13 protein-coding genes are annotated in these 13,613 nt (G+C 55.8%); 6 read left to right on the top strand and 7 right to left on the bottom strand.

Going from position 1 to position 13,613, the window contains the following annotated elements:
* Positions 1-21: 21 nt before the first annotated feature.
* Both phoU and cysZ read left to right on the top strand, forming a co-directional pair.
* Positions 22-747, top strand: coding sequence for a phosphate signaling complex protein PhoU (phoU, locus tag LOS15_RS14570; protein WP_263066654.1), 726 nt, complete (start codon positions 22-24; stop codon positions 745-747).
* Positions 748-817: 70 nt separating this feature from the next.
* Entirely contained in the window at positions 818-1,540 is a 723-nt protein-coding gene (cysZ, locus tag LOS15_RS14565) for a sulfate transporter CysZ (protein ID WP_263066653.1), read from the top strand.
* 288 nt (positions 1,541-1,828) lie between these two features.
* Here the strand turns inward: cysZ and LOS15_RS14560 are convergent, their stop codons facing one another.
* The 5 genes from LOS15_RS14560 to LOS15_RS14540 all read right to left on the bottom strand — a co-directional run bounded on the left by LOS15_RS14560 (position 1,829) and on the right by LOS15_RS14540 (position 6,113).
* Entirely contained in the window at positions 1,829-2,143 is a 315-nt protein-coding gene (locus LOS15_RS14560; protein ID WP_263066652.1) for a hypothetical protein, read from the bottom strand.
* A 355-nt stretch (positions 2,144-2,498) separates the two neighbouring features.
* Positions 2,499-3,821 carry a phosphate regulon sensor histidine kinase PhoR gene (gene phoR / locus LOS15_RS14555; RefSeq protein ID WP_263066651.1) on the bottom strand — a complete coding sequence of 441 codons (1,323 nt, stop codon included), beginning with the start codon at positions 3,819-3,821 and terminating at the stop codon, positions 2,499-2,501.
* Positions 3,822-3,824: 3 nt separating this feature from the next.
* A complete protein-coding gene (gene phoB / locus LOS15_RS14550; protein ID WP_263066650.1) occupies positions 3,825-4,514 on the bottom strand; it encodes a phosphate regulon transcriptional regulator PhoB in 690 nt (229 codons plus the stop codon).
* A 109-nt stretch (positions 4,515-4,623) separates the two neighbouring features.
* On the bottom strand, positions 4,624-5,514 hold the full coding sequence (gene ubiA / locus LOS15_RS14545; protein ID WP_263066649.1) for a 4-hydroxybenzoate octaprenyltransferase: 891 nt from the start codon (positions 5,512-5,514) through the stop codon (positions 4,624-4,626).
* Between the two features lie 32 nt (positions 5,515-5,546).
* Positions 5,547-6,113, bottom strand: a complete 567-nt coding sequence (locus LOS15_RS14540) for a chorismate--pyruvate lyase family protein (RefSeq protein WP_263066648.1) — start codon at positions 6,111-6,113, stop codon at positions 5,547-5,549.
* An 87-nt stretch (positions 6,114-6,200) separates the two neighbouring features.
* Between LOS15_RS14540 and LOS15_RS14535 the strand changes: the two genes are divergently transcribed.
* From LOS15_RS14535 to yccS, 4 genes are all read left to right on the top strand, one after another.
* Positions 6,201-7,391: an NAD(P)/FAD-dependent oxidoreductase gene (locus LOS15_RS14535; protein WP_263066647.1), complete on the top strand. Its 1,191-nt coding sequence runs from the start codon at positions 6,201-6,203 to the stop codon at positions 7,389-7,391.
* Positions 7,392-7,509: 118 nt separating this feature from the next.
* Positions 7,510-7,782, top strand: a complete 273-nt coding sequence (locus tag LOS15_RS14530; RefSeq protein ID WP_009098191.1) for an HU family DNA-binding protein — start codon at positions 7,510-7,512, stop codon at positions 7,780-7,782.
* Positions 7,782-8,138, top strand: coding sequence for a hypothetical protein (locus LOS15_RS14525; protein WP_263066645.1), 357 nt, complete (start codon positions 7,782-7,784; stop codon positions 8,136-8,138). Before LOS15_RS14530 ends, LOS15_RS14525 begins: the two co-directional genes overlap by 1 nt.
* A gap of 161 nt (positions 8,139-8,299) precedes the next feature.
* A complete protein-coding gene (gene yccS, locus LOS15_RS14520) occupies positions 8,300-10,501 on the top strand; it encodes a YccS family putative transporter (protein WP_263066644.1) in 2,202 nt (733 codons plus the stop codon).
* 10 nt (positions 10,502-10,511) lie between these two features.
* On the opposite strand, the gene recG is transcribed toward yccS, so the two are convergent.
* The gene (gene recG / locus LOS15_RS14515) at positions 10,512-12,590 is read right to left on the bottom strand and encodes an ATP-dependent DNA helicase RecG (protein ID WP_263066643.1); all 2,079 of its coding nucleotides are present in this window, start codon (positions 12,588-12,590) and stop codon (positions 10,512-10,514) included.
* Entirely contained in the window at positions 12,587-13,516 is a 930-nt protein-coding gene (locus LOS15_RS14510) for a hydrogen peroxide-inducible genes activator (protein ID WP_263066642.1), read from the bottom strand. Before LOS15_RS14510 ends, recG begins: the two co-directional genes overlap by 4 nt.
* Between the last annotated feature and the right edge of the window lie 97 nt (positions 13,517-13,613).

Below are 13,613 nucleotides of genomic sequence, written 5' to 3'. Positions count from 1 at the left end.
ACATCCCGTCAGGAGTGCGCAATGGACATTAATAGCGAAACCCACAGCCAGCATATTTCTCGTCAGTTCAACCAAGAACTTGAAGAGCTAAAAACCCACCTGATGGCCATGGGCGGTTTGGTGGAGAAGCAGGTGCAAGATGCGGTTTATGCGCTGCTTGAAGGCGACAGTCATCTCGCCGAAAAAGTGCGTGATAACGACCGCCAGGTCAACGACCTGCAGCTACAAATAGATGACGAATGCACCCGCGTACTGGCACGCCGTCAACCAGCAGCTTCTGATCTTCGCTTGGTGCTGGCGGTTATTCGCGCTACCTCAGACCTTGAACGGATCGGCGATGAAGCCAGCAAAATTGCCCGTAACGCGATGCTATTAAGTGAAAGCAATGGCAGTGTTCGCGGCCTGGTAGAAGTGCGCCACATCAGTGAACACGTGCGTAAGATGCTGCGCGATGCATTAACAGCCTTTGCTCGCTTTGATACCGAGCTTGCCATGCAGGTCGTGCGTGAAGACGAACTTGTTGATGACGAGTACGGTAGCGCCATGCGTTCGTTAATGACCTTTATGATGGAAGATTCCCGCTCAATTAGCTCAGTGCTTAGCATTATGTGGGTGCTACGTGCCCTAGAGCGCGTAGGCGACCACGCCAACAACCTCGCCGAGTATGTCGTCTACCTTGTTAAAGGGCTGGATATTCGCCATACCGACCTCGATAGCATCGACCAGGAAGCGCTTAAAAAGTCTTGACCTCCCCCTAAATACCTCCTGCAATACGCCCAAATGCTCTGTTTGGGCGCATTGTTAAGGAGTCAACAGGTTGAATGCATTAACCGCACTACGTCGAGGCACCTATTTGGTGTATCAAAAGGGTCTACGGCGCTATATTTTCCTTCCTCTTCTGGTCAATCTGGCGGTGTATGCCAGTATGCTTAGCTGGGTGGTTAACCGCTTTTCTGGCTGGCTAAATAGCGCAATGACCATGGTGCCTAGCTGGCTTGAGTGGTTATCTTGGTTAATTTGGCCATTGTTTTTCGTCAGCCTGCTATTAGTCGTATTTTTCACCTTCACGCTCGTCACTCACCTGATCGCTGCGCCGTTTTACGGCTTTTTGGCCGCCAAGGTAGAGCAGCAAGTCACTGGCCGCGCACCGTTAGATGACCGCGGGCTGGCAAAAACGGCGATTGATGCCGTGGGACGCGAGCTGGTGAAGTTAGGCTACATCCTGCCCCGCGCAGCAGCGCTGTTCGTCGTGAGCTGGGTTCCTGGGCTTAACCTACTGTCGCCTCTCTTATGGGCACTTTTTTCCGCCTGGATAATGGCCATCACCTATTTGGATTACCCAATGGACAACAATAAGATAACGTTTCGAGATATGCGCCACCGGCTTTCGCAGCGCTGGTGGCCAAGCCTGACCTATGGCGGATGGGTAACCGTTGTCACCTGGATTCCCTTGGCAAACTTATTCTTAATTCCCGGCGCAGTCGCAGGCGCCGTTTTGATGTGGGACCACCACTACCGTGGCTCACTCACTGCTGGATAAGTAAGAGTTGAACCATCCACACTTTTTAGATACCCACAAAAACGAGACCCCGCCGTGGCGGGGTCTTGATAACTCTTAATTCGAGCGATACCTGACGTTAGCTTCCTATCCTTTTGCGGGACTCCAACCTTGGAATTAACCCTGACTAACGTATTAATCGTCGCTAGATTCACTCCTTGAACCAGTGAGCATCCTTGCTTAGGACATCCTTGCCCCTTATATGCTCATTCCTTAGCGTAAGAGTTATCTACAACTTTGTAAAACAATGTTATTGATTAAAATTATCAATTACGACGCACTATTTTCTTCAACAAGCTCTTCTGGCGTGTACTCTTCATCACCGCTCATGTCGTCAGAATCAGGCTCATCAACAACGTCTGGACCTTGAGTGCCGTGATCGGTCGTTAGATCTTCAGTGTCGTAGTTGCCTGCATTCGCATTGTCTTGTGAATGATTATCTAATGGCTGCTCATCAGCTGTAATGCCTTGGTTCTGATCAATTGATGAATTTTCAGTAGTGTCGGCGAATGCTAGCGGGCTAGCCATCAAGCCAAAAGATACACCTAAAATACCAGCTTTCTTGAGTAGTTCCATGGACATCATATTCCGTCTCCTCGATCGCTGTTTGATACCGCTAAATTTAAGGAAGAGTGCCATATAGGCTTACCAGTTCCAGCGGTTATCTTCCTTACCAAGATAACTGCATCACCTGTGCCACTTTGCCAAAAAAAATAATAAAATCATAAAATACAAATACTTATTATTTTTTATAATGTCTTTTTGACCGCTCGGAAAGCACGCTTAAAACCGCAAAAGTGACTAAAAATGACACATGCGCAGGGTTTGACCATTCTTAGCAGTCAAACTGACACACTTATACAAAAATTGTTCATCAAGGCGGGGCGACTGTGAAAGCAAATAGACGATGAGGGTAAATAGCGTGGCAAGCACCGTCGAATTAGCGGGCCAAGACCCGAGTGGCAGGAAATACGCAGCGAAACCTCGCGCCCTCACCAGGCCGGGAGACGATGTGCAGCTGGGCGTCATGGCGTAGCAGCACATGCTTAACAATGGCTAGACCCAAGCCAGTGCCGCCAGTCGCCGTGCTGCGCCCTTTATCAACCCGGTAGAAACGTTCGGTCAGCCGAGGGATATGGACAGGGTCAATCCCCTCACCATTATCTTCCACCGCGATGCAGGCGCATCCATTCTCTTGTGTGGTCCAGCTTAGGGTTATTTGACTCCCTGTCGGTGTGTAGCGAACAGCATTAAACGCAAGATTAGAAATAGCGCTGCGAATTTCCTGCTCACTGCCCACTAGCTGCGCCTCTCCCTCAATGCGCACGTCGATATTATGCAGCAGGCTACTTGCAGCATGCCCCCCTTGCTGCTGGCTGGAAAGCGCCACGGCATCCTGACGAATGCTCTCAAGTAACGGCCCAACGGCAAACGGCTGGTGATCTTTTCCACCTTGGTCAATTTCTAACCGTGAGAGCAGCAGCAAATCATTGACCAAGCTCTGCATGCGTTTGGTTTGCGCCTCCATTTGCCCAATTCCACGGCCTAAGCGCGGTGGTAACTGGTCGCTTAAATCACTGTATGTTTCCAAATAGCCGGAAAGTACGGTTAGCGGTGTGCGTAACTCATGGGAGACGTTGGCGACAAAGTCGCGACGCATCTGCTCCAGGCGATGCAGGCGGGTAATGTCTCGCGCCATGACGAGCCGCTCATCGTCGCCATAAAGGGTAATTTGATACTGTAAAATTCGGCGCTCATCAATGGGCGAGGTCAGTGTCAAGGGTTCGCCATACTCATTGGCATTGAAATAGCTGATAAAGCGCGGGTCACGTAGCAAGTTCGTAATATGTTGCCCACGGTCATGGGCGGTTTGTAGACCCAGCATTTCTGCAGCGGCGCTATTCCACCACTCTAAGTCACCGTGGCGGTCCAGCATGACAACGCTGTCACGCATCGCTTCTGAGGATTCTTGAATACGCGCAAGGGTCGCCCGCAGGCGTGCCTGCGTAATACGCTGGCTCTTTTGGTAGCGGTAGAGACGATCAAATAGCTCGCCCCACATACCGCGTGCCGAGGGTGGCTCATCTTGGGGATGCAACGTTAGCCATTGAAACAGCGCCCGCAGCTGGCGAAGGTGATAAAACAAACACACCGCCAGCCCTGTAGCCAGCCCCAGCCCGGGCGCGCCTAACGCCCAGCCTAGCAAAACCCCTAGAGTCGCCAGCCAAGCAATTCGCCACAGTTCTCGCCCCCAGAGTCGCACGCGTTACACCCGTGCGGAGAAGCGATACCCAGTACCTCGCACTGTTTGGATAAGGTTTTGGTGGGCTTCGCCCAGGGCTTTACGCAAACGGCGGATGTGTACATCAACGGTGCGCTCTTCAACGTACACATTGCCACCCCAAACCTGATCAAGCAGCTGGCTGCGGGTATAGGCGCGCTCTTGGTGGGTCATAAAAAACTGCAACAGGCGATACTCGGTGGGACCCATTTCTAGCGCTTCACCATGCGCACTGACTCGGTGACTCACCGGGTCGAGCAGCAGGCCGTTAATTTCAATAGGGTCTTCAACACCCCTGGGGGTCGTGCGTCGCAGTACGGCTTTTAAGCGGGCCACCAGCTCACGCGGTGAAAACGGCTTGGTGATGTAGTCGTCAGCGCCCGCTTCAAGACCTTGAATCTTATTATCCTCTTCCCCCTTGGCAGTGAGCATAATAATCGGGATTTCAGCGGTTGCTTCTTCGCGTTTGAGCCGCCTTGCAAGCTCGATACCGCTGGTGCCGGGCATCATCCAATCCAGTAGCAGCAGATCGGGTTGATGGTCGACCACCATTGCATGGGCATCTTGGGCGTTATCCGCTTCAAGCACGTGATAGTCAGCCATTTCCAGCGCCACTGCGATCATTTCGCGAATCGGCGCCTCATCATCGACAATCAAAACGGTCTTGGCGGTCATTCCTAGGCCTCACGGTGTGCAATGGAACTAGCTCATAGAAAACAGTTCAATGAAATATCTGTGACGATAACACCATGACTTGGTGACAATTTTATGACAAGCACCATATTTAGCCAGTGATTGGCCACCAGCTCAGGGCAATACCGGCAAAAATAAGCAGCCCCGACCAGTAATTATTCAGAAATGCCTGGAAGCAGCCATCACGCTCACGGTGCGCAATTAGCCGCTGCTGATGGGCAAACGTCGCTGCCATCGCGACTAGCCCCAGCCAGAAAAAACCGCCTAACCCTACGCGTAGCCCGACCCAGGCTAACAGCGCCAGCGTGGCGAGTTGTAGCAAGCCAATGATTAATCGATCAGCATCTCCGAACAGCACCGCTGTTGATTTAATACCGATTTTTAAGTCATCGTCGCGGTCAACCATGGCGTACTGGGTATCGTAGGCCACGGTCCACAATACGTTGGCGAAAAACAGCAACCACGCCTCAAGGGGCACGCTCCCCAGCACGGCGCCAAACGCCATGGGTATCGCCCAGGAGAAAGCCGCCCCTAGCACCACTTGGGGAAAGTGGGTGTAGCGCTTCATAAAGGGGTAAATAAACGCCAGTGCTAAGCCGCCAATAGAGAGCAAGACGGTAAACCCGTTGGTAAGCAGCACCAGAATAAACGCAGCCGCTACTAGCCCAACGAACAGCAGCTGCGCTTCGGTTTCGCTGATGCGACCGGTGGCAAGCGGCCGGTGCTTAGTGCGCTTCACATGGCCATCAAAATGGCGATCCGCGTAATCGTTTACCACGCAGCCCGCCGCGCGCATCACGTAAACACCAGCAATAAAGATCAGCAATACATCGCGCCCAGGCACCCCCTCTGCCGCAATCCACAGCGCCCATAGGGTTGGCCACATCAATAGCCAGGTGCCAATCGGCCTATCCAGGCGCATCAGCTGTAAAAAATCCGCCACCCGAGCCCACCCCGTTGGCCGCAACAGAGAACGATCCATGCTTACCTCACGAAAAAAGATGCCGTCTTAGCCTAGCGCGAAGGCAGGCCAAGATCATCCGCCATAGTGGATAAAAAATACTCTTGAACCAGTAGTGAAAGCCCGCTGTGCTGAAAAACCGAGCGCCGCCCCCAAACGCCGGCCACCGTAGGCGCACAGAGGTGATGGGCAAAGCGGGGCCAGTGTTTAGTGGCATACAAAGGGCCGCGCACTAAATCAGGCTGGCGAAACAGCCAACTGCCTAACGAACGCTCGCCAAGCCCCTCTAGGCCTTTCCCCTGCAGTTGGGTGAGCGGTGCCACCGAGCGGGCAACGACCCAAGGTGTATCGTCCACACAGAGCGCGACTTCCCTCAGCCATGCATAGCGGCGTGGTTCAATACCCAAGGCCAGCGCCTCATCCCGCTGGGGCAAACCAATGGTTTGGCGTACTAAACGCACTCGAAACGGCTTGTCGCCTGCCGCCGCCGTGAGACGCGCCGTTAACGAGTCAGTAGACGCCACCCAGTGCTGCCAGGGCGCACTCATCGAAGGGCGCAGCGCATTAACGGGTAGCCAGTGCACAAACGGCTGGGTTTGCCGTAAAACTGGAGCCTTCACCGGATTCTCCAAGGCAGTCAAAAAAGTGGGCGGTAGTGTAACATGGTGCTCTCACAGGCTTTTGTTCCACCGACTTTTGGTGACTGCATGCCCCCATCGTCTCAACAAGGTACCGCTCCCCCCCACGCAGCGCTGGTGATTATTGGCACCGGCATGGCGGGCGTTGGCTTAGCCCGCGCGCTGCGCCGCCAGGGAGATACGCGCACTATCACGCTAGTTAGCGCTGACAGCGGCGATGACTACAGCAAGCCGCTGCTCTCCACCGGCTTTGCTAAGCGCTTAAGCCCCGATAAACTCGCCCAGCGCAACGCGCATGCGCTTGCCGATGAGCTAAACGCCCAGGTAGTTACCCACACCCAGGTCACACAACTGGATGTGGATAACCAAACGATACGGCTGAGTAACGGCCAAGCGCTTGGCTATGACGACGTGGTATTAGCCACAGGCGCGGCTCCACGTACGCCGTTTCGTATACCTAACGCGCTGGCTGAGCGTTGTTTTACCGTCAATGACTTAGATGACTATCGCCGCCTCCACGGGACGCTCACAAAACCTACCCGCGTCGCGATTATTGGCGCTGGCCTCGTAGGCTGTGAATTCGCCAATGACCTCCGCGCGGGCGGGCATCACGTCACTATCATTGCGCCTGAGAGCGCCCCGCTGCCGCGCCTGCTTCCCGAGCCGTTAGGTGTTGCACTGGCCGATGCTTTTCAAGCAGCGGGCATTCACTTAGCGCTGGGGCGCACCTTAGAAACCCTGTCTCCAGATGCCTACAACGCGCTGGCGCTGCAACTGGACAATGGCGAGCGCCACACGGTGGATATTGCGCTGTTAGCCACCGGCTTGGCGCCCCGCACTCAGCTTGCCGAAGCGGCAGGGTTGAACGTTAGCTCCAGCGGCATTCACGTTGACCGGCAGCTACGCACGAACCGCCCACACGTATTCGCGCTGGGCGATGTGGCCTGTATCGACGGCGTTAACGCCATGTATGTACAGCCGCTGCAGGCTAGCGTGAAAGCCCTGGCTGCAACGCTGGTAGGCTCGCCAACATCAGTGAGCTTTGGCGCTTGGCCGGTAATCGTCAAAACACCGCTACTGCCGGTCGTGGCTTACCCTCCAGCTCAGCCTCCGGAGCGCTGGCGAATCGAGGGCGATGGCGACGATTTTACGGCGCTTGCCGAAGATAAAGACGGACGTTTGATTGGTTTTGCGTTGACAGGCGGCTGCGTGAGAAGGAAAGTGGAGCTTTCCAGAGCAGCCCCTGCGCTGCTAGGCTGATTTTCGCCGCATTCACGACTAGTCTAAAGAAGCTAGACCAGCCGGGTAATGCTTTAAACAATACTGTTTTTACACATCACAAGCGTACGCTTGATTTTGTTACAAGGGAGTTTCCTCTATGCGTAAACCTGAACTCGCCGCTGCCATTGCTGAAGGTGCCGATCTTTCCAAAGACAAAGCGGGCCAAGTCCTCAACGTCATTCTGGATGAGATCACCAACAGCGTCGCTAAAGGTGAAGATGTTGCCCTGATCGGTTTTGGTACCTTTACCGTGCGTGAACGCGCTGCTCGTACCGGAAAGAACCCACAAACCGGCGCGCCGCTGCAAATTCCCGCCAGCAAAAATGTGGCCTTTAAGCCAGGCAAAGCGCTCAAGGACGCCGTTTCCTAATGAAGCTTAAGCTGACGTTGTGGCTGCTGAGTTTTATGCTCAAACGCGCCCTGCGCCGCAAGCCGCGCTTTAAAGAGCAGCTGGAACGCATGCGCGGTCTGGATTGGGGAATTGCCACGGAAGATTTAAGCATTGCCCGCTACTACCGGATGACGCCCCACGGGGTGACCACCGGCAAAGGCCTACCCGTGGATCTCGATCTTGAGCTACGCTTTCGCGATCAAGATGCCGCACTACGCATTCTCAAGAAGCCTACTCAGCAGGCATTTTTAGACGGCATGGTGGCAGGAGATGTTCGCCTCGTCGGCGATTCTGCCGATATGAACAAGCTGCAAAAGCTACTGAAATATTTGTAACCCTGTTCGGCCAGTCGCTGATGCCTAATGCCCCGTAGCCCGTCGCGCTGCGGGGCTTTTTGTTGGTTGCCCATCGCCGCCACTTTTATAGGGAACGCCTAGCCACTCGCTACAACAGAATATAAACTAAAGTCTAACACGAGACGCAGCAAAGAGACTCTATGCCACTTTCATCGCCTCTACGGCGTCTTTGGACACTGGATAAGTTCGCCTACAGCCTGCGGGTGTTTATCGCCTTTAGCGGGGCGCTGCTGTTTAGCGGGCTAGCGGGGGATGTGGCGCTCGTCATTCCGCTCTTTTTAGGCATTATCGCAAGCGCGCTTTCCGAAACCGACGACAGCTGGCAAGGCCGTTTGCAGGCGTTGGCGGTCACCCTGTTATGTTTTGCTTCAGCGTCGTTTGTGGTGCAGTGGCTGTTTCCGTGGCCGTGGCTGTTTGCGGTGGGCTTGGCGGTTTCCACCTTCACACTGATTATGCTCGGGGCGATTGGTCAGCGTTACGCCACTATAGCCTCTGGCACGCTGATTCTCTCGATCTACTCGATGATCAATATCGAGCAGCATGGCGGCGCGGATGAAGACGTCGCCACGCGTCAGCTGCTGCTGTTAGCCGGCGCGGCATGGTACGGGGCGATTTCAGTGGTATGGTGCGCGCTGTTCTCCCGCCAGCCGGTCAAACAGAGCATGGCACGGGTATATAAAGCCCTAAGCGCGTTTTTGATTCTCAAATCTGCGCTGTTCGAACCCGTGCGTGGCGTGGATATAGAGGCCCGCCGCGTGGCGCTGGCGCGACAAAACGGCCAAGTGGTGGATGCGCTAAACCAGGCAAAAGAGATCATTTTTCGCCGCCTGGAGGGGCAACGGGGCAGCCGTAAGCTGAACCGCTATCTGCAAATTTACTTTATCGCCCAGGATATCCACGAGCGGGCAAGCTCCACCCACTACCCCTACAGCGCGCTCACCGAGGCGTTTTTTCACCACGACGTGCTGTTTCGCTGCCAGCGTCTTTTAGACCAACAGGGCCGTGCCTGCCGCCAGCTGGCAAAGTCGCTGCTGCTTAACCGCCCCTTCAGCCATGAGCAGAGCGAGCAAGCGCTGGCAGATCTACGCGCCTCTATCGATAACCTAAGCGAGCGCGGCAAGCCCGAGTGGCGACCTTTAATACACCCCCTCAACGCCTTAGCCGATAACCTCTCAACGCTGGAGGCGCAGATTGCCAGTGCCCACAATCCCGATAACGTGGACCCGCGACGGGATAGCACGCTCTTCGACCGCTCGCCCTCCAGCCTACTGGAAGCCTGGCGCCGGGTGCGGCTGAATTTTACCCTAGGCTCGCCGACATTTCGGCACGCGGTGCGTTTATCCACGGCCTTAGTCGTCGGCTACGGGCTACTGCAGTGGCTTGACCCGGAACAGGGGTTCTGGATTTTGCTGACCACGCTGTTTGTTTGCCGCCCAAACTTCGCCACCACGCGACGCTTTCTATCGCAGCGAATTGTCGGGACAGTATTAGGGTTAGTCGCGGGGTGGGTATCCATTAGCCTATTTCCTCATCCCTTGGTGCAAAGCATGATTGCAGTGGCCGCAGGCGTCTCGTTTTTTGCTAACCGTGAGAAACACTACGTCATTGCCACAGCCTCCATCACCCTGCTGATACTGTGCAGCTTTAATCAGGTGGGTGATGGATTTGATCTGATATGGCCGCGCCTGTTTGATACGTTGATTGGCTCGTTAATCGCAGGACTCGCGGTGTTTTTTATTCTGCCCGACTGGCAAGGCCGGAGGCTCTACCGGGAAGCCGCTAACGTGCTAAACAATCACCGCCGCTATTTAGACGAAATTATTCATCAGTATGAAGAGGGCAAACAGGACGACTTAGCCTATCGACTCGCGCGCCGTAATGCCCACAATGCCGATGCAGCGCTCTCAACGCTGTTGACCAATATGCTCCACGAACCGGGCCACTATCGAAAGCAGGATGCTGACAACGGGCTGCGTTTTTTAGTGCTTTCTAATACGCTGTTAAGCCATCTCTCGGCGCTAGGTGCCCACCGCCACCGGCTGGCAGAAGATGAAGACGATGCCGAACTGGTGCCCCTCGCTAAGCGCATCAGTGCCCTTTTAGAACAGCTGGCAGAACAGCTGCACAAACGTTTACCCATCGAGCCACTCGATGAGCACGCCAAAGAGCTATTAGCGCAACTGGAAGAGCCGCCGGCTACCCTAGAAGAGAACGCAGTGGCGCTTTACCGGCCGATTCAGAGCCAACTACGTTTAATCGCACAACAGCTGGCACCTCTCGGCAATGCCTCTAGCCGTTTAGCCAGCGCACCTACTGTAGAGCCAACGCACAGCCCTGCTTAGCAATACGTTGCTACACCTGCCCATAGCGCCCTGCGGCCTCGCCCAGCCAACGGCGTATCAGCACAGCGGTGACGTCAGCATTGCCCTGAAGCGCCTGGGCCAGGGCGGTGACTCGCTCTAGCTGGTCGGCATCGCGCTCTAAATCCGCGATCTTCATTTGGGCAAGGCCGGTTTGGCGAGTGCCCAGCACTTCGCCAGGGCCACGAATTTCCAGGTCTTTTTCGGCAATGCGGAAGCCGTCAGTGGTTTCCCGCATCACGCCGAGTCGCTCACGAGAGCTTTTGGAGAGCGGCGGATGGTAAAGCAGCACACAGAAGCTTTCAGTGCTGCCCCGCCCGACCCGACCGCGCAGTTGGTGCAGCTGAGAAAGCCCCAAGCGCTCTGGGTTTTCGATGATCATCAGGCTGGCATTGGGCACATCCACGCCTACTTCGATCACCGTGGTGGCGACCAAGAGGTCTAACTCGCCGGTTTTGAAAGCGTCCATCACGTCGGCTTTTTCCGCTGCTTTCATGCGACCGTGAATCAGCCCAATGGCCAGCTCCGGCAGCGCCTGGGTGAGCTCATCCCGCGTCACCTCAGCAGCTTGGCACTGCAACACCTCGGACTCTTCGATCAGCGTACACACCCAGTAGGCTTGGCGGCCGTCGCTACAGGCATTACGGATGCGTTCCACCACTTCCGAACGACGCTCGTCAGAGACCACCACGGTTTTTACCGGCGTGCGCCCCGGCGGCAATTCGTCAATCACCGAGACATCGAGATCCGCATAGGCGCTCATGGCCAGCGTGCGGGGAATCGGCGTGGCCGTCATGATCAGCTGGTGGGGCGTTAACCCACCGGCTTCGCCCTTTTCTCGCAAGGCGAGGCGCTGGTGCACGCCAAAACGGTGCTGTTCGTCGATAATCGCCAGCCCCAGGCACTGGAAATGAACGTCATCTTGAAACAGTGCGTGAGTCCCCACCACCATTCGCGCTCGGCCATCGGCAATGGCGGCTTTAGCATCCAACCGCGCCTTGCCTTTTAGCTTACCCGCCAGCCACGCCACTTCAATGCCCAGCGGCTCAAACCAGGCTTTAAACGAGCGGTAGTGCTGCTCCGCCAGGATCTCCGTGGGCGCCATCATCGCCGCTTGGCAGTTGCCCGCCAGCGCTGAGAGCGCCGCCATTGCCGCTACCACCGTTTTCCCTGAACCGACATCGCCTTGCACCAGCCGCAGCATGGGTGCGGGACGCGCTAAATCGAGGGCAATCTCTTCCAGCACGCGCTGCTGGGCACCGGTGAGTGCAAACGGTAGCTGCGCTAAAAAGCGGGTTTGCAGGCCACGTCCCGACGGCAGAACCGGCGCGCCATCCGCCTGAATGCGCAGACGCACTTCCCGCAGGCTAAGCTGGTGGGCCAACAGCTCTTCCAAGGCGAGCCGCCGCGTAGCGGGGTGAAGGCCGTGAGCTAACTGCTCTAAATCCACATCCGGTGGGGGCTGGTGTAAAAGCTGCAGGCTGGCGTGTAGCCCCGGCAGCTGGAAGCGCTGACGCAAGGTATCGGGAATCACTTCAGGTAACGCTTCAGGGGCTTGTTCTAACAGACGCAGCGCTTGCTGGGTCAGTGCGCGCAAGCGGGTTTGGTGAAGCCCTTCGGTAGTGGGGTAAATCGGCGTGTAATACTCCTCTACCGGCGTCTCACTGCCGCCGCTGAGGCGGTACTCCGGGTGATAGATCTCAAGCCCCGTCGCTCCCGCACGCGCTTCGCCAAACGCCCGCACGGTCACGCCAGGGCGAAGCTGCTGCTGTTGCGCCGGCGAAAAATGGAAAAAGCGCAGGCTCAAGATGCCGCTACCGTCGCGCAAGCGAACCAATAAACTGCGCCGGCGCCCTTTCACCACGTCATTGGCGGTCACCTCACCTTCTACCACCGCTTCGTACCCCGCCCGCAGCTGGCCAATCGGGGTGAGACGTGTGCGATCCTGGTAGCGTAGCGGCAGGTGAAACAGCAGATCGCTGACGCGCTCAATGCCGAGTCGGGCGAGCTTGATCGCCAGCGCTTCGCCGACGCCTTTCAACGCCGTCACCGGTGCGGAAAGCTCACTCATGAGGCGCTATTCACCTTATGCACCGGCTGCCTGCACTGGCTAATCGCTTGGGAAAGCGCGTCAATGGCCTTCGGCCTTGGAAAGCTTGCCCGCCAAGCGATGGCAACCGTACGTGAGGGTGCTGGGTCAGCAAACGGGCGACTGACCAGCATGGCGTTTTCATATTGGTCGGTTCCGAGTGCTGACTGTGGCAATACCGTGATCCCCAACTTTGACGCCACCATATGCCGAATGGTTTCCAGTGAACCGCCCTCTGCAATCAGCGTATTATTAGGGCTGTTAAGCTTCTGGGTGATCGCCGGACAGGCCTCTAAAATCTGATCGCGGAAGCAGTGGCCCTCGCCCAGCAGCAGCAGCCGCTCTTCTAATAAGTCCTCTTTGTAAATGACATCACGCTCCACCCAACGGTGGTTAGCGGGCATCAGTACTTCAAAGTGCTCATCATAGATCGGCTTGGTGACTACGTCGGTTTCGGTAAACGGCAGCGCAACGATAATCACATCCAGCTCGCCACTGCGCAGCTTGGCCCGCAGCGTGCCGGTCATCCCCTCTTCAATATACAGCGGCATTTGTGGCGCGGCGTGGGCCAGTGCAGGTACGAGGTGCGGAAACAGGTAAGGCCCAATGGTGTAAATAGCGCCAATCCGCAGAGGATTCGCTAGCTGGTCTTTCCCCGCGCTGGCCATTTCATAAATCAAGCTGCTCTGCTCTAGCACCCGCTGTGCCTGGGCAATAATTTTTTCGCCTAGCGGCGTCACTTGCACAGTAGATTTCGAGCGCTCGAAGAGTGGGCTATCAAGCTCCTCTTCCAACTTTTTCACGGCCACGGAGAGCGTTGGTTGGGAAACATGGCAGCGTTCTGCTGCCCGGCCAAAGTGGCGCTCTTGAGCAAGGGTTACGATATAGCGAAGTTCTGTTAAAGTCATAACGGTGCCAGTGGGCATCCTCTCGTTGCTGCTTGTGACTAATAATCGTGACAGTTAGCGGGATGGCAAGGACAAGCAAGTCCTATTGACGATGTCA

This window comes from Halomonas sp. 7T (assembly GCF_025643255.1).
Taxonomy (GTDB): Bacteria; Pseudomonadota; Gammaproteobacteria; order Pseudomonadales; family Halomonadaceae; genus Vreelandella.
Note: the sequence above shows the minus strand (reverse complement) of the source record. Positions and strands in the feature narration are given on the sequence as shown.